The organism is Sinorhizobium sojae CCBAU 05684, assembly GCF_002288525.1.
GTDB lineage: Bacteria > Pseudomonadota > Alphaproteobacteria > Rhizobiales > Rhizobiaceae > Sinorhizobium > Sinorhizobium sojae.
Genome location: NZ_CP023068.1, coordinates 1,252,166 through 1,267,112, shown reverse-complemented (window position 1 = coordinate 1,267,112; position 14,947 = coordinate 1,252,166). Strand labels below are relative to the sequence as shown.

General features: G+C 61.9%; 15 protein-coding genes and 1 pseudogene. 14 read left to right on the top strand and 2 right to left on the bottom strand.

From position 1 onward, the window contains the following. Positions 1 to 180: 180 nt before the first annotated feature. Positions 181 to 383, bottom strand: a pseudogene (locus SJ05684_RS30975) (cupin domain-containing protein); the annotation flags it as partial. Positions 384 to 819: 436 nt separating this feature from the next. Between SJ05684_RS30975 and SJ05684_RS23495 the strand changes: the two are divergent. The 14 genes from SJ05684_RS23495 to dhaK all read left to right on the top strand — a co-directional run bounded on the left by SJ05684_RS23495 (position 820) and on the right by dhaK (position 14,398). Further along, on the top strand, positions 820 to 1,875 hold the full coding sequence (locus SJ05684_RS23495; protein ID WP_034858209.1) for an endonuclease/exonuclease/phosphatase family protein: 1,056 nt from the start codon (positions 820 to 822) through the stop codon (positions 1,873 to 1,875). A gap of 584 nt (positions 1,876 to 2,459) precedes the next feature. Continuing rightward, complete coding sequence (locus SJ05684_RS23490) at positions 2,460 to 3,785, top strand: ABC transporter substrate-binding protein (RefSeq protein ID WP_034858207.1); 1,326 nt, start codon at positions 2,460 to 2,462, stop codon at positions 3,783 to 3,785. Between the two features lie 121 nt (positions 3,786 to 3,906). Then, complete coding sequence (locus SJ05684_RS23485) at positions 3,907 to 4,833, top strand: carbohydrate ABC transporter permease (protein ID WP_085939143.1); 927 nt, start codon at positions 3,907 to 3,909, stop codon at positions 4,831 to 4,833. Continuing rightward, positions 4,830 to 5,786: a carbohydrate ABC transporter permease gene (locus tag SJ05684_RS23480; protein ID WP_034858202.1), complete on the top strand. Its 957-nt coding sequence runs from the start codon at positions 4,830 to 4,832 to the stop codon at positions 5,784 to 5,786. Before SJ05684_RS23485 ends, SJ05684_RS23480 begins: the two co-directional genes overlap by 4 nt. After that, the gene (locus tag SJ05684_RS23475; RefSeq protein ID WP_034858200.1) at positions 5,783 to 5,995 is read left to right on the top strand and encodes a hypothetical protein; all 213 of its coding nucleotides are present in this window, start codon (positions 5,783 to 5,785) and stop codon (positions 5,993 to 5,995) included. The genes SJ05684_RS23480 and SJ05684_RS23475 overlap by 4 nt, the downstream gene beginning before the upstream one ends. A 3-nt stretch (positions 5,996 to 5,998) precedes the next feature. After that, the gene (locus tag SJ05684_RS23470) at positions 5,999 to 7,096 is read left to right on the top strand and encodes an ABC transporter ATP-binding protein (RefSeq protein ID WP_034858197.1); all 1,098 of its coding nucleotides are present in this window, start codon (positions 5,999 to 6,001) and stop codon (positions 7,094 to 7,096) included. After that, complete coding sequence (locus SJ05684_RS23465) at positions 7,089 to 8,096, top strand: ABC transporter ATP-binding protein (RefSeq protein WP_034858196.1); 1,008 nt, start codon at positions 7,089 to 7,091, stop codon at positions 8,094 to 8,096. Before SJ05684_RS23470 ends, SJ05684_RS23465 begins: the two co-directional genes overlap by 8 nt. 118 nt (positions 8,097 to 8,214) lie before the next feature. Continuing rightward, a complete protein-coding gene (locus SJ05684_RS23460) occupies positions 8,215 to 9,849 on the top strand; it encodes a dihydroxyacetone kinase subunit DhaK (protein WP_034858194.1) in 1,635 nt (544 codons plus the stop codon). A 34-nt stretch (positions 9,850 to 9,883) separates the two neighbouring features. Continuing rightward, on the top strand, positions 9,884 to 10,531 hold the full coding sequence (dhaL, locus tag SJ05684_RS23455) for a dihydroxyacetone kinase subunit DhaL (RefSeq protein WP_050980157.1): 648 nt from the start codon (positions 9,884 to 9,886) through the stop codon (positions 10,529 to 10,531). Next, a complete protein-coding gene (gene dhaM / locus SJ05684_RS23450) occupies positions 10,528 to 10,926 on the top strand; it encodes a dihydroxyacetone kinase phosphoryl donor subunit DhaM (RefSeq protein ID WP_034858262.1) in 399 nt (132 codons plus the stop codon). Before dhaL ends, dhaM begins: the two co-directional genes overlap by 4 nt. Before the next feature lie 8 nt (positions 10,927 to 10,934). Further along, entirely contained in the window at positions 10,935 to 11,270 is a 336-nt protein-coding gene (locus tag SJ05684_RS23445; protein WP_050980160.1) for an HPr family phosphocarrier protein, read from the top strand. Beyond that, positions 11,254 to 12,855: a putative PEP-binding protein gene (locus SJ05684_RS23440; protein ID WP_034858192.1), complete on the top strand. Its 1,602-nt coding sequence runs from the start codon at positions 11,254 to 11,256 to the stop codon at positions 12,853 to 12,855. Before SJ05684_RS23445 ends, SJ05684_RS23440 begins: the two co-directional genes overlap by 17 nt. Then, on the top strand, positions 12,855 to 13,265 hold the full coding sequence (locus tag SJ05684_RS23435) for a hypothetical protein (protein WP_034858190.1): 411 nt from the start codon (positions 12,855 to 12,857) through the stop codon (positions 13,263 to 13,265). Before SJ05684_RS23440 ends, SJ05684_RS23435 begins: the two co-directional genes overlap by 1 nt. Before the next feature lie 140 nt (positions 13,266 to 13,405). Beyond that, positions 13,406 to 14,398: a dihydroxyacetone kinase subunit DhaK gene (gene dhaK / locus SJ05684_RS23430; RefSeq protein WP_034858188.1), complete on the top strand. Its 993-nt coding sequence runs from the start codon at positions 13,406 to 13,408 to the stop codon at positions 14,396 to 14,398. On the opposite strand, the gene SJ05684_RS23425 is transcribed toward dhaK, so the two are convergent. Next, entirely contained in the window at positions 14,367 to 14,651 is a 285-nt protein-coding gene (locus SJ05684_RS23425) for a DUF3179 domain-containing (seleno)protein (RefSeq protein WP_374188719.1), read from the bottom strand. The two genes, dhaK and SJ05684_RS23425, sit on opposite strands and share 32 nt — an antisense overlap. Between the last annotated feature and the right edge of the window lie 296 nt (positions 14,652 to 14,947).

Sequence of the window (14,947 nt, the reverse complement as noted above, 5' to 3'; positions counted from 1 at the left end):
CACCTTGGGCTCGGGACGCGTTTGTTACGCGACCGCTATCGATGTCCGCTTTCGAGTAACCGGGGCTGTTCCTCGACGACCGATATGGGTCGCACAGCGGTCGTCCGCGAAGCGTGCGGGAGTGACTGGACTGGGTCGATCTTGATTCCCACCTGTCGCGATCGGCCGGAGGAGCAATCGCTATTCAAGGTCCTCTTGCTCAAATCTGCCTGTGATATGGAGATCTGTCGTCTCCAGGCGGCCCGGACCTAGGTTTATAAATTTGTGTGGGGTGTTGGCAGGCCCGAAGACGATCTGCCCCGCAGTGGCTTCTAACTGCTGGTCTCCAACGGGAAATAAAGCTCGGCCTTTGGCGAACGATAAACTTCATCATACGGATGCTTACCGGAGAACATCGATGACCACCCGCTCCGCCGTTCGCTCGCTACGGCCGCTGTTGGCGCAAAGGGTCGGGTTGCTGACACCAACCTGATTCGAAGGAACGATCGAAGACCAACGACATGATGAACCTGCGTGCGCTCGTGGAGAAGACCCCCGAGATGCGACTTAATGAAAACTGAATGCGTAATGCCGAAGGTTTGGCTGTGGGGATAGTGGGCTGATTGCGGTTCCGCTTCTTGTTACTGTCAAGGCTGGTTCGCCGATCACGTTGCAGGCCTGTCGGCCTGAGGGGAATTCCTGGAATGACGCGACGTGCCGCAGGGGCAGGAAGACGAGGAGAGCAAGCCAGCCGAATTGTCTTAGGCTCCCGCATTCAAGCGGTGCTAAGCTTATGATCCGTTCAACCTGGAGCGCCCTACGGGGGGATTCTCAAGAGAGATGAAATCCATTTTCGTCGCTTCCGGATGCCTGCTCATTGTCTTGACGTTACTGTCGCTCGTGAATAGCGCGAGGTGGTGGATTCGCGCTGCAGACTTTCCGCGCCTGCAGATCGCGGTCGCGATCGCCCTTGTGCTATGCGTGTACCTGTTCCTCTATAGAGCGGAAGGCACATGGGACGCCATTTTCCTGATCACTCTCGCAGGCGCCCTCGGCTACCAGGGTTTCCGGATATTTCCATATACGATCGTGGCGCCTCGGGAGGTTGCGAAGGCCCCTAACAATGCAGATCCGGCAAGCTCGATCCGCCTCCTGATCGCGAATGTCTTGATGGAGAACCGGGACGCCCACAGACTACTGGCTCTCGTGCAGAAAACCCGACCGGATATCATCCTGGCCGTGGAAACCGATGCCTGGTGGGACGAGCAGTTGAGCGACCTGAATGGCGATTATCCGCATTCGCTCAAGCAGCCGCAAGAAAACCACTACGGCATGCATTTCTTTTCCAAACTGGAACTGGCTTCGCCCAAAGTGAGATTCCTGGTGGATGAGGACGTGCCCTCAGTCCGCGCTTCCGTGCGCTTGCGATCCGGCAAGTGGATCGAGTTCTTCGGCGTGCACCCGCGACCGCCGGAGCCGCGAACCGACACCGAGGAGCGGGACGCCGAAATCCTGATCGTAGCCAGGCAGGTGAAGGCGCAGAACCGACCAGCAATCGTTGCGGGTGATCTCAACGACGTCGCATGGTCCCACACCACACGTCTTTTCCAGCGCATCAGCGGCACTCTCGATCCGCGGCGCGGGCGCGGCATGTTCAGCACCTTCCATGCCCGATACCCCCTGTTCAGGTGGCCTCTGGACCATATTTTCCACGACGCCTCCTACACGCTTGTCCGCCTGCAGCGCCTGCGCGGCATCGGTTCAGATCACTTCCCAGTTCTGGCGGAACTGCACTACAGTCCCAGCGCGGCCGAAGGGCAGGAAGCACTGGAATCCGACCGGGCCGACCGCGCGGAAGCTCAAGAAAAGATCGCCGAGGGCAAGTCTGCCAATTAGGCGATTGGCGGCTTCCGACCAGTGGCGGAAATCTCGGAACCAAACGGCTCGCCAGCCGTTCGCATTTGCGGTCGTGTCCGGCCACTGGACTCTCGCGCCGGCGCCGTAACCAGGAGCATTCCTCCAGCTTGAGCGATGCTGTATCGGGTTCTGTCGGTCGACTGACTCCGATCTCAGTTGTGGTCTTCATGTTGCTTGAACGCGAGGACCTGCGCGACCGCCCCGATCCGACTGTTCGGCGGCAGCGACGTCCAGCATTCCACAAGAACTCTGAACGACGCGGCATCTCGGGAGATGCCGAAGAGGCGGGCAAGGCCGCCTATTGGCACTTATCGAACGTCAGCGACGCATAGCACGGTCTTCGTGAGCCACAACAAAGGCTGACCGGGAGCGTTGGCACGTTCTCCCTCCTGGCCCTCTCCTCCTGGCATGCTGCGTTGCAGCGACGAATTGCACTTGATGCGTTTAGTAAAACGTATATTACTAAACATATTGCTCAACATGAGGGGAGTGTGGCTTGGGCATGTGAGCAAGGGAGAATTTCCGAGGCCGGCGTCGGTCGGTTCTGTATCTGGGAGGAATACATGCGGAAGATGACGAAGGCCCTTATGGGCATATCGTCGGCACTCGTGCTGTCGACGGCGATACCGGGAATGGCGAAGGCCGACGAATTGACGCTGTGCTGGGCAGCTTGGGATCCGGCGAATGCGCTGGTCGAGCTCTCCAAAGATTTTACCGCAGCGACTGGCACCACGATGAAGTTCGAGTTCGTGCCGTGGCCGAACTTCGCCGACCGCATTCTCAACGAGCTCAATTCGGGCGGCAGACTCTGCGATCTCCTGATCGGCGACAGCCAATGGATCGGCGGTTCCGCCGAAAACGGCTACTACGTCAAGCTCAACGATTTCTTCGAAAAGGAAGGAATCAAGATGGGCGACTTCGCCGAAGCCGCGGTCAATGCCTATTCCACCTGGCCGAAAGGCACGCCGAACTATTGGGCGCTGCCGGCCATGGGCGACGCCAACGGTTGGTTCTATCGCAAGGACTGGTTCACCAAGCCGGAATTGCAGGCCGAATTCAAGCAGAAATATGGTCGCGATCTCGGCCCGCCGCAGACCTGGGATGAGTTGAAGCAGGTCGCTGAATTCTTCACCGGTCGCGAAATCGATGGCCAGAAGGTCTATGGTGCCGCGATCTTTACCGAGCGCGCCTCCGAGGGCGTCACCATGGGCGCGACCTCGGCCCTTTATCCTTACGGCTTCAAATATGAGCAGACGCCCGGCAAATACGACATGGACGGCGCCGTCAACTCGTCCGATTCAGTAGCAGGACTGGAGGCCTACAAGGCTCTCTACAAGTGCTGCCAGCCGCCGGGCTATACCGACAGCTACATGGGTGAGGGGCTCGATGCCTTCAAGTCCGGTCAGGTGGCGATGGCGATGAACTGGTTCGCCTTCTTCCCCGGGCTCCACAAGGACGAGAAAGTCGGCGGCGACAAGATCGGGTTCTTCGTCAACCCCAAGCAGAAGGTGGCCGCCTCGACGCTCGGCGGACAGGGCATCTCCGTCGTCGCCAATACCGACAACATGGACGGCGCGCTCGCCTACCTCAAATGGTTCGCCCAGCCCGAAGTGCAGAAGAAATGGTGGGCGCTCGGCGGCTATGCCGTACATAATGCGGTCCTAAACGACCCTTCTTTCAAGGACAGCCAGCCCTTCGCCGCTGACTTCCTCGTGGCGATGAACCAGGTGCAGGACTTCTGGCAGGAGCCGTCCTACGCAATCCTGCTGCAGGCGATGCAGAAGCGGCTTCACGACTATGTCGTGGCTGATCAGGGCACCGCCCAGGAAGCGCTCGACGCACTGGTCAAGGACTGGAAGGAAATCTTCGAGGACGAAGGCAAGCTCTAGGCTCCTCGCGAACACGGCCCGGCTGCAAAGTCCGGGCCGTCGGCTTCGAATCTATCCTTGTTGAATTCAGGTGACATCCGTGACCGATGCCCCTTCCACCATTGCGGAGCGATCCGCCGACATGGCTGCCCGCACCACGCCGACGACGATCGCGGTTCGAGTGCGCGGCCTTTCGGACCGCGCCATCGCCTGGCTCTTTATAACGCCGACAATCGCCTTGCTGCTTGCGATCAATATCTTCCCGCTGATCTGGGCGGTCTATCTGTCGTTCACGAACTTCCGCGCGAACCGCCCCAACGCCGAGGTCGAGGGTGTGGGCTTACGCAACTACCAGCGAGTGCTGAACGACCCGGACATCTGGATCGCCATGCAGACGACGGCGCACTTCGTCTTCTGGACGATCCTGTTGCAGACGGTCATCGGCTTCGCGCTCGCCTATCTGATCGACCGCAAGTTCCGCAGCCACGCCTTCTGGACGACGGTCATCCTCATTCCGATGATGCTGTCTCCGGCGGTCGTCGGCAATTTCTGGCGGTTCCTCTACCAGCCGCAGATCGGCCTCTTCAATTATATCGTCTCGTTCTTCACGGGCATTCCGCCATCATCCTTCGAGATGCTCGGTTCGGTGAGCCTGGCACCGTGGGCGATCATCATCGTCGATACCTGGATGTGGACGCCGTACGTCATGCTGATCTGCCTCGCCGGCCTCAGATCCATCCCGGACTACATCTATGAAGCAGCGGAGGTCGATCGCGCTTCCGCCTGGCGGCAGTTCTGGTCGATCACCGTGCCGATGGCTCTGCCCTTCATCATGCTCGCAGTGCTCTTCCGCGGCATTGAGAATTTCAAGATGTTCGACATGGTGATGCTGCTGACGGGCGGCGGACCCGGCTCGACCACCGAGGTCGCGTCGATCACGCTGAAGCGCGAGGCCTTCGAAAGCTGGCTCACCGGACGGTCCTCCGCCTTCGCGATCATTCTTTTCGTCGCGGTGTTCAGCCTCGCCAACATCTACGTCAAAGCGCTCAACAAGGTGAAACAGCGATGAGTTCGGTCAACACCACCGCCCATTCAGTGGTCGAGCCGACGCCGAGGGTGAAGCGCATCGCCGGCGCGATCGTCATCCTCTATGCGCTGGTGACGATGATCCCGCTCGCCTGGATCTTCCTGACCAGCGTAAAGTCGCCGCCGGATTCGATCAGCTATCCGCCGAAGATCGTTTTCACCCCGACGCTCGAGGGCTATTGCAATCTTTTCACGACGCGCACGCGGCAGACGCCGGACTATATCCAGTCGCTTCCCGCCCCGACCGGCACCTGCGACGAGATCACCCGCAACCGCAACATGGTCATCGCAGGCCCCTCGAACTATTGGCCACGCTTCGGCAATTCGCTAGTGATCGCTTTCGGCTCGACCTTCCTCGCCGTCTCGCTTGGAACGCTTGCGGCCTATGGTTTCTCCAGGTTCCGCGTGCCGCTCGCCGACGATCTCCTGTTCTTCATTCTCTCGACGAGGATGATGCCGCCGATCGCGGTCGCGATCCCGATCTACCTCATGTATCGCCAGTTCGGCCTTTCCGATACGGCGCTCGGCATGATCCTGCTCTATACCGCCGTCAACGTCTCGCTCGCCGTCTGGCTCCTCAAGGGCTTCATCGACGAGATCCCGCGCGAATACGAGGAGGCGGCGATGATCGATGGCTACACCCGGCTACAGGCTTTCTGGAAGGTCGTCCTGCCGCAGGCGACGACCGGCATCGCGGCGACCGCTATCTTCTGCCTGATCTTCGCCTGGAACGAATATGCCTTCGCGGTGCTGCTCACTTCGGGCTCGGCGCAGACCGCGCCGCCGTTCATACCGACGATCATCGGCGAGGGCGGGCAGGATTGGCCGGCCGTCGCCGCCGGCACGACGATCTTTCTCGTGCCGATCCTCGTCTTCACCATCATTCTGCGCAAGCAGTTGCTGCGCGGCATCACCTTCGGAGCGGTACGTAAATGAGGAACCCGCAAGAATTCACCCGTGCACTTCGGCACAAGCGCCCGTTCTTCCTGCGGCGCGGCCCGATGGAAAACATCGCGACGGTGCTGATCGCCGCGGGGTTCCTGATGCTGTTTCAGCCGTTCCTGCTGGCGCTCTACACCTATTCGCTGGCCGTGCTGTTGATTGGAACCGTCATGTTCATCATCGTCTCGAAATTGCCGGAGTAAACGATGTCCGAGATCAAGATCGTAAACCTCCGCAAGCAGTTCGGTGATTTTGTCGCCGTCGAGGATTCGAGTTTCACGGTCGAGGACGGCGAGTTTCTGGCGCTGCTCGGACCATCGGGCTGCGGTAAGACGACGACGCTCAGGATGATCGCCGGGCTCGAGCTGCCTACCAGCGGCAGGATTTATCTCGATGGCGAGGACGTCACCTTCAACCGGGCGAGCGCCCGCGACATCGCTTTCGTCTTCCAGCTCTTCGCGCTTTATCCGCATATGAATGTGCGTCGGAACATCGGTTTCCCGCTCCTGTCGCAGGGCGTGCCGAAGCCGGAAATCCGCGCCCGCGTCGAGGAGACCGCGAAGCTCCTGAGGATCGATCACATCCTCGACCGGTCCGTTTCGGGCCTGGCTGGCGGCGACCGGCAGCGCGTCGCGCTCGGTCGAGCGATCGTCCGGCGACCGAAATGTTTCCTGATGGACGAGCCGCTCGGCACGCTCGACGCGGAATTCCGCGAGGTGATGGTCCAAGAGTTGCGCGAACTGCACAATCGCATCCATGCGACGACGGTCTACGTGACCCACGATCAGCACGAAGCCATGGCGATGGCCGACAAGATCGCCGTGATGAACCACGGGGTTATCGAACAGTTCGGCACGCCAAAGGAAATCTACAATCGTCCCGCCTCGATGTATGTCGCCGATTTCATCGGCTCGCCGCCCATGAATTTCATGCGCTTCCATTCCGGGCTCAAGAGGGGGACACAGTCGATCTTCCTTGAGGGTTTCGAAGTCGCCGTGCCGGAGGTGGGGGAGGACGTGGCGCCGGGCGAAATGGCGCTCGGCGTCCGCCCGGAACATATTCGCTTCAGCGATCGATCCCCCATTCGCGGCGCCATCTATGGCAGCGAATATCTCGGCACCAACCAGATCGTCGCCGTGGAGACCGCCGCCGGCATCGTCAAGGCGCGCGTTTCGGCCGACCGCAGCTTCAGGGTCGGCGAGACCGTCGGGCTCGAATTCAACCCGGATAGGCTCGCTGTCTTCGACTGCGCTTCCGGCAGGGCGATCGCCTCATCCCTCTATACGGAGGCACGCCATGGCTGAGGTCGTTCTTCACGGTATCGGCAAGACCTTCGGCGACACGGTGGCGGTCGACGATCTGACGCTGACCATTGGGGACGGGGAATTCGTGGTCCTCCTCGGGCCGACCGGTGCCGGCAAGACGACGACTTTGCGTCTGATCGCCGGCCTCGAAAGACCGGATTGCGGGCGGGTGGCGATCGCCGGTCACGATGTTGGCCGGCAGTCGCCGGCCGAGCGGAACGTAGCCTTCGTCTTTCAGCAATATTCGCTCTATCCGCATCTGAGCGTCTACAACAACCTCGCCTTTCCGCTGCGCTCGCCGGCACGGCGGCTCGGCGCCGTAGAGATCGACCGCCGCGTGCGCGAGGTGGCACGCATGGTTCGGATCGAGCACAAGCTCCAAAACCGCGCCACGCGGCTTTCGGGCGGCGAGATGCAGCGCGTTGCGATAGGCCGCGCGCTGGTGCGCCGCCCGGCGATCTATCTCATGGATGAACCGCTGTCTTCACTCGACGCGAAGCTCAGGGCGGAGCTTCGGCTGGAACTGAAGCGGATCCAAAAGGAGCTGGGCTCGACGCTGCTCTACGTGACCCATGACCAGGTCGAGGCAATGACGATGGCGGATCGCATCGGCATTCTGTCCGAAGGGCGTCTCGTACAGATCGGCACGCCGCGGGAGATCTATGCGGACCCGGCCAATCTGCATGTCGCGGCGCGCCTCGGCCAGCCGCACATAAATCTGCTTCCCATAGACCTCCTGCCCGGCGCCACTGCGCCTTCCGGCGCGCTGACGATCGGCGCGCGGACCGAACATCTGGAGATCGCGACCAGCGCTCAGGGCAATGCCGAAGTGGACTGGGTCGAGCACCTCGGCGACCAGAACCACCTGCACATCCGGGTTAAGGGGCACAAGCTCGTGACGCTTGCCGATCCCTATCTCTCCATCAAACCGGGCGAACGGATCAATCTCACGCTGAGACAACCCCTTTATTTCGGATCGGACGGCGAGCGCCTGCGCTGATGCTCATGTCGCCCAAAAGTGTGCAGCGGGTTTGGGGCAACGACACGCATAAGAACAAAGACCTAAAGCGTGTCGCATGCGACACGCGACTCATCGACAAGGTAATTGGATGAACACGATGAAGCACTTTTTCAACCGCAGGGAAAACATCGTCACCGAAGCGCTCGACGGCCTGCTGCAGACGGCGCCGGCCGGGAGCCTCGCGCGCCTCGACACTTATCCCGACATCAAGGTTGTCCTGCGCCGTGACTGGCACAAAGCGAAGGTCGCGGTCGTATCGGGAGGCGGCGCCGGCCATGAACCGTCGCATGCGGGCTTTGTCGGCAAAGGCATGCTGACCGCGGCGGTTTCCGGCGAGATCTTCGCATCGCCGAGCGTTGACGCGGTGTTGACTGCGATCCGGGCGGTGACCGGCCCGAAAGGCTGCCTGCTGATCGTCAAGAATTACACCGGCGATCGCCTCAATTTCGGATTGGCGGCGGAGAAGGCGCGTGCCGAAGGCTTTCGTGTCGAGATGGTGATCGTTGCCGACGACATCGCGCTTCCGGATGTTGCCCAGCCGCGCGGCGTCGCCGGCACGATCTTCGTCCACAAGATTGCCGGGCACCTGGCCGAGCAGGATGCGGATCTCGAGACCGTTGCCGCTGCCGCCCGCTCGGCCGCGCGCGACATCGTTTCGCTGGGCGTGTCGCTCTCCTCCTGCTCCATTCCGGGCCAGGCCTATGTGGAGCGGCTCGAGACGGACGAGGGAGAACTGGGGCTCGGAATCCACGGCGAACCCGGCGCCGAACGGATCGTTCTGCAGGAGGTACGCAGCATTGTTGCCACCATGTCCGAGCGGCTTTCCGGCGCTTTGCCGGGCCATGGCGGCTATGCGCTTCTCATCAACAATCTCGGTGCCGTGCCGCCGATCGAGATGGGATTGATCGCCCACACGGTCCTTTCCTCGTCACTCGCCGCGCGCGTGAAGCTGACGATAGGCCCGGCGCCGATGATGACGGCGCTCAACATGAATGGCTTTTCACTTTCGCTGATCCGGCTTGATGGCGAACGCGAGGCAGCCTTGAAATCGGTCGTCGGCCCGCATGCCTGGATACCCGCCGTCGATCGGCATGATGTTTCCGTTCTGCCGGTGATTGCCGTGCCCGCCACTCAGTCGGTGGCGGCGAGTCACGATCCCTCCGCCGATCGGCTGATCGCGGCGATCTGCGATCATCTGCTCTCGCTCGAAGCGGAGCTCAACCACCTCGACTCCCGAGCTGGCGATGGCGATACCGGCTCGACCGTCGCGACCGGTTCGCGCAGCGTTCTGGCGCAGATCGAAAAGCTGCCGCTGAAGGACATCGCCGCCACGTTCTCGTCGATCGGCAGCATTCTCAGCACCAGCATGGGTGGCTCGAGCGGCGTGCTCCTGTCGATCTTCTTCACCGCCGCCGCCAAGGCCTATTCGGAGACGAAAGACATGGCGGGCGCGCTCTTGGCGGGCCTCGAACGGATGACCTTCTATGGCGGAGCGACCGTCGGCGACCGCACGATGGTGGATGCGCTGGACCCGGCGCTGCGCGCCCTTAAAGCGGGAGGTCTTGTCGCGGCGGCTTCCGCAGCGCGCGCCGGCGCCGACGCGACTCGGGCGATGAAGAAGGCGAAGGCGGGCCGCGCTTCCTACGTCGGTGAACGGGATCTCGACGGCGTACCGGACCCGGGCGCCATGGCGGTGGCCGCGGTCTTCGAAGTCGCAGCAGGGCTTCGTTAAGCACATGCTCTAACGATGGCGACCGATCGCGAGTATGATCGGGGAGGGTTGGAAAAAGGTGTCCGTGGTGTCGGCAAACGCAGCGCTCATAGGCGGGTTGATCGAGGCCTGTCGCGAGGTGATTGCCGCCAATGCCGATCATCTGTCGGAACTCGACAGGGCGATCGGCGACGGAGATCACGGCACCAACATGCGTCGCGGCTTGGAGGCGGTTTATGCCGAGCGAAACCGACTCGTGCAGCTTCCGTTGCCGAAAGCACTGGAGGAGACCGGCCTCACGCTCGTCATGAGCGTCGGCGGCGCGGCCGGTCCGCTCTATGGGACGCTGCTGATCGAGATCGGCCGTCAGTTGGCCGGCGCGACCGGACAGATCGACTTTGCACGCGCGCTTGAGCATGCAATCGATGCCGTCGCCCGTCGGGGGCGGGCAAGCCCCGGCGACAAGACGCTGCTCGATGTGCTTTACCCAGTGCATGCCGAAGTGGTAAGGCGCGCGGGATTGGCAGGCATCTCAGAGCAAGCGGAACGGGCGGCAAGCCTGACTTCAGGCATGAAGGCGATGCGCGGGCGCGCCGCCTTTCTTGGCGACCGGTCGGTCGGACATGTCGATCCGGGCGCGAAGAGTTGTTCGCTGCTGACTGCGGCGATCTGTCGTTTCCTGGAGGAGCAATGTCCGGCATGAACCCGAAATCTGCAAATGTCGGCATCGTTATCGTGTCGCATTCGCCGCTTGTCGCGCAAGGGACGGCCGACATGGTTCGTCAGATGGTTGGTGACTGCGTGCCCCTCGCTTGGTCCGGCGGCAATGCGGAGGGTGGGCTCGGCACGCATGCCGCCGGCATCTTGGCCGCGATCGAAAGGGCCTGGTCGGATGCGGGGATCGCCGTCTTCGTCGACCTCGGCGGGGCGGAGACGAACAGCGAAATGGCGATTGAAATGCTTGGAGAGTCGCGCTCCGGCAGGGTGATCATCTGCAATGCGCCACTGGTCGAGGGAGCGGTAATAGCCGCGGCCGAAGCATCGGGCGGAGCAGCTCTCGCCCGCGTCGTGGCGACCGCGGAGGAACTGTCACCGTGATAGACAAGATGCCGCGATGGGAAGCGACGGAGGCAGTCGATCCGCACGGTTACTGCCAGGCAGAGATCGAAGTGACGCACGGCTTCGGACTGCATGCCCGCCCGTCGGTCACTTTCACGAGACTCGCGAAGTCGTTTCCCTGCACGATTGAGATTGATGTCAACGACAGCCACGTTTGGCTGAACGGCAAGAGCATCGTCAAGATCATGGGGGCGAGGATTCGCAGGGGCTCGATCATGAAAATCCGAGCCCGAGGCTTACGCGCGGCAGAAGCGATCCATGCCCTCAAGGCGCTCGTCCAGCGCGACTTCGATGAAGAAAAGAAGCATGGCCGAAGCGCTTGAAATCATGGGGGTCTCCGCCTCTCCTGGTGTGGGGGTCGGGCCCGTCCACCTCGCCGCCGATGTTACGGCGGAGGCGCTTGTGCCCGGCGACAGCGTGGCCGCGGAGGGCGAAAAGCTACGGCAGGCCGTCGCCACCGCCCACGCGGAGTTGGGGGCTCTCGCCGATCGCTCGGACGAGGAGAGCGCCGGCATTCTCGATTTCCAGATCGAGATGCTGCTCGATCCGGCTCTCGTCGAAATGGCCGAGGACCGGATCGTCGCCGGTGATGGCGCCGCACTCGCCTGGGTCGGGGCGCTCAATGAATATATCGCGGGTATCGAGGAAGCACCCGATGAGCAACTCCGCGCCCGCGCCGTCGACATCGTCGACATCCGCAATCGCGTCCTCAGCGCCTTGACAGGCCGTACTCTGGAGGACTTCGCCCCTGGTTCGGTTTTTGTCGGCAAGGATCTTGAGCCCAGCCTCTTCCTTCAACATGACTGGACCGCCGGCGGTGGCATCGTCCTCTTCGAAGGCAGCGTTTCCAGCCATGTGGCAATGCTCGCCCGCAGCCGTTCGGTGCCCATGCTGGTGTCAACGGGGCGGTTCGAAGTCGCCGCCGGTGCGCGCTTGCTCGTCGATGCGACTGGCGGCCGCGTGGTTGTCGCGCCTGAAGATCAGCAGATTCTCGAGGTGCGGTCGAGAACAGCCGAGGCAAGGCCATCTGCTCCGTCGCGAACCGGCGGCGTGATCGAGACCTTCGACGGGATTGCGATCCGCCTGTCGGCGATCGTCAATGATCCGTCTGAGCTCAAATCCATCAATCCCTCGTACGTCGCGGGCATCGGTCTGATGCGGACGGAGTTTTTGGGCAATGTCTTCGATCAGGAAAGACATTACGACATCTATAGGCAGGCGCTGGACTGGGCAGGTGACGCGCCGGTGATTGTGCGCATGTTGGATCTCGGCGGCGACAAGATGGAGTTGGGCGTTGGGGCGAAGGAGAGCGAAGCGTTCCTGGGACGAAGAGGCATCCGGCTGCTTCTAGCGCTTCCGGAAATAGCCCGTCTGCAGGCGCGCGCCCTGTTGCGGGCAGCGGCGCACGGCAATCTCGGCGTTCTCCTGCCAATGATTACGGTGCCGGAGGAACTCGATGCGATGCGGGTGATCTTCGAAGAGGAGTCGACCACGCTTGGAAGGAAGGGGGTGCAAACGCGCATGCCGGAGATCGGCATGATGGTGGAGGTCCCGGCGGCGGCGCTGATGCTCGATCGTTTTTCGCGGTCGGACTTCTTTTCCTTCGGGACAAACGATCTGGCGCAATATCTTGCGGCGGCCGCAAGGGACGATCAAAGCGTCGCCGCCCTTTACGACGCCGCTACGCCGGCGGTTTGCAGGGTAATCGCGCAGGCTGTGGTGCTTGCCGAGACGATGAAGAAACCGATCGGGATCTGCGGCGAGATGGCCTCCGACCCGCAGCATATACCGGCGCTCATGACTGCGGGCCTTCGCCACTTCTCAGTGACGCCCAATCGCTTGGCGGACATAAGATCCACAATCGGCGGCATGTACTCGGACGGCAGGGCCGTGGCGGAGATGAAATGATGTCGCGCGCGACAGTTGAAGATGCCATCATCGCCTACAAGACGATCCTGGCGCAGATCATCGACAATCGGCCGTCGGGAACCCGTCAGCGGCTCGCCGTAGCACTTGGCAAGCATCGCAGCTTTGTGACGCAGGTGACAAGCCCGGCCTATTCCACCCCGCTGCCGGCGCGTCATCTCGCGACGATCTTCCGTGTCTGCCATTTCAGCCCGGCCGAGCAGGAGCGCTTCCTTCAGGCATATCAGTCCGCGCACCCGGGCAAGCTGCCGGATTTCGGAAGCGCGGAGAAGCTGCGCCAGCTCTCGCTGATCGTTCCCGATCTTGGCGACGAAAGGAAGAACCGCCTGTTCGACGAAGCGATTGAGGAACTCGTCCGGAACATGGCGAAACTGGTCGGAACGATGGATTAGAGGGTCGCGATGTGCTTCAGTAAGTCGCTGCCCCCGGCGAGACCTCTAATTTCGAGTTCGATCGAGGGCACCCGTGGCGAGATTGGAGCGTTGCGCGGTTTTGAGCGGGGCAGGAGGGCACGGCGTCGTGGGAGGGCACGATGAAGAAGTTCATGAACCGCGCCGAGACGCTGGTGGCTGAAAGCCTCGCAGGCTTTGTCGCAGCCCACGAACGGCTCGTGGTTTTCGGAGCTGACAGCAGGTTCGTTCGCCGACGCAATCTTCGTCCGGACAAGGTCGCGCTCATTTCGGGCGGCGGCGCCGGGCACGAGCCGATGCATGTCGGTTTTGTTGGGGAAGGTATGCTGGATGCCGCCTGCACTGGACATGTCTTCACCTCTCCGACGCCAGACCAGATCATTGCCGCGATCCGGGAAACGGACCGCGGCGAGGGGTGTCTGCTCATCGTCAAGAATTATGACGGCGACGTGATGAATTTCGAGATGGCCGCCGAGCTCGCGGCCGAGCATCGGATCGCCACCGTGATCGTGCGCGACGACGTAAATCCCAGCGGGTCGAAACGCAGCCAGGGCAGGAGAGGCGTTGCGGGAACGCTAGTCTTTGAGAAGCTGCTCGGGGCGGCGGCGGAGGCCCGCTGGCGGCTCGACGACCTGAGCGCGCTTGGTGAGGACCTGAACGATCGCATTCGCACGGTGGGGGTGTCGCTCAGCGGTGTGACCGTACCCGAGACAGAGCGGGAGACCTTCGTGCTCAACGAAGACGAAATGGAGATGGGTGTCGGAATTCATGGAGAGCCGGGACGTGCAAGGCTCAAATTCGCGACCGCCGACGAAATCGTGGAAACGATGCTCAAGGCAATTCTGAAAGATCTGGAGCCAAAACGGAGCGACAAGCTGCTCCTCTTCATCAATGGCTTCGGTGGGACTCCGGTGTCGGAGCTCTATCTCGCTTACAATTCCACCCGAGCGCGGCTTCAGAGCCTCGGCCTCACGGTCGCACGGTCGTTGGTTGGCACCTATGTCACCTCTCTGGGCATGGCGGGCCTTTCAATCACCGTTGCGGGCCTCGAGGAACGAGAGCTTTCGCTATGGGACGCGCCGGTCAACACGGCGGCGCTGCGCTGGGGAGGCTGATCGGATCTTTCACCTTTGGGCGCCTCGGCCTGCGCGCGGCGACATCTCCCAGCACGCGTCCCCTAGGAGCCCGCGCGCGAAAGCTTTCAAGGGACTCGAGGCGCGAGGGAAGGATCTCCAGCGACCGACCCGCCAATTGGCCGACGATGGCCTCGCCGCCGAATTGCTGCCACCAGCTTTCCGTCTGGCGGTCGTAGATTACCATTGAGTGGCGAAGCTTCCGGTCGTCCTTGAAGCCCGTCGAGGCGACGATCGAAAACGATGCCCGTATTGCACAAGGGGTAGATCAACGTCATCGGCACTCCGGCTGTCGCTTGTGGAGTTAAAAATGACAGCGCGCCCGCTACGTGAGGTCAGGAAACAATCAGCCAAGTGCGACCCTCATCAGGCTGCTGATCAGTCCGGCGCCCTGCCGGAGAAAGCGGCCATCAGCCGCGAGCTACACATTCCATGGACAAGACCATGGGGTATTACGGCGAGGGATAAACTGTCGACTAGCCGGAACGCGGCGGTTAACGGTCGGTCTGCCAATCGTCCAAAATGGGGCCG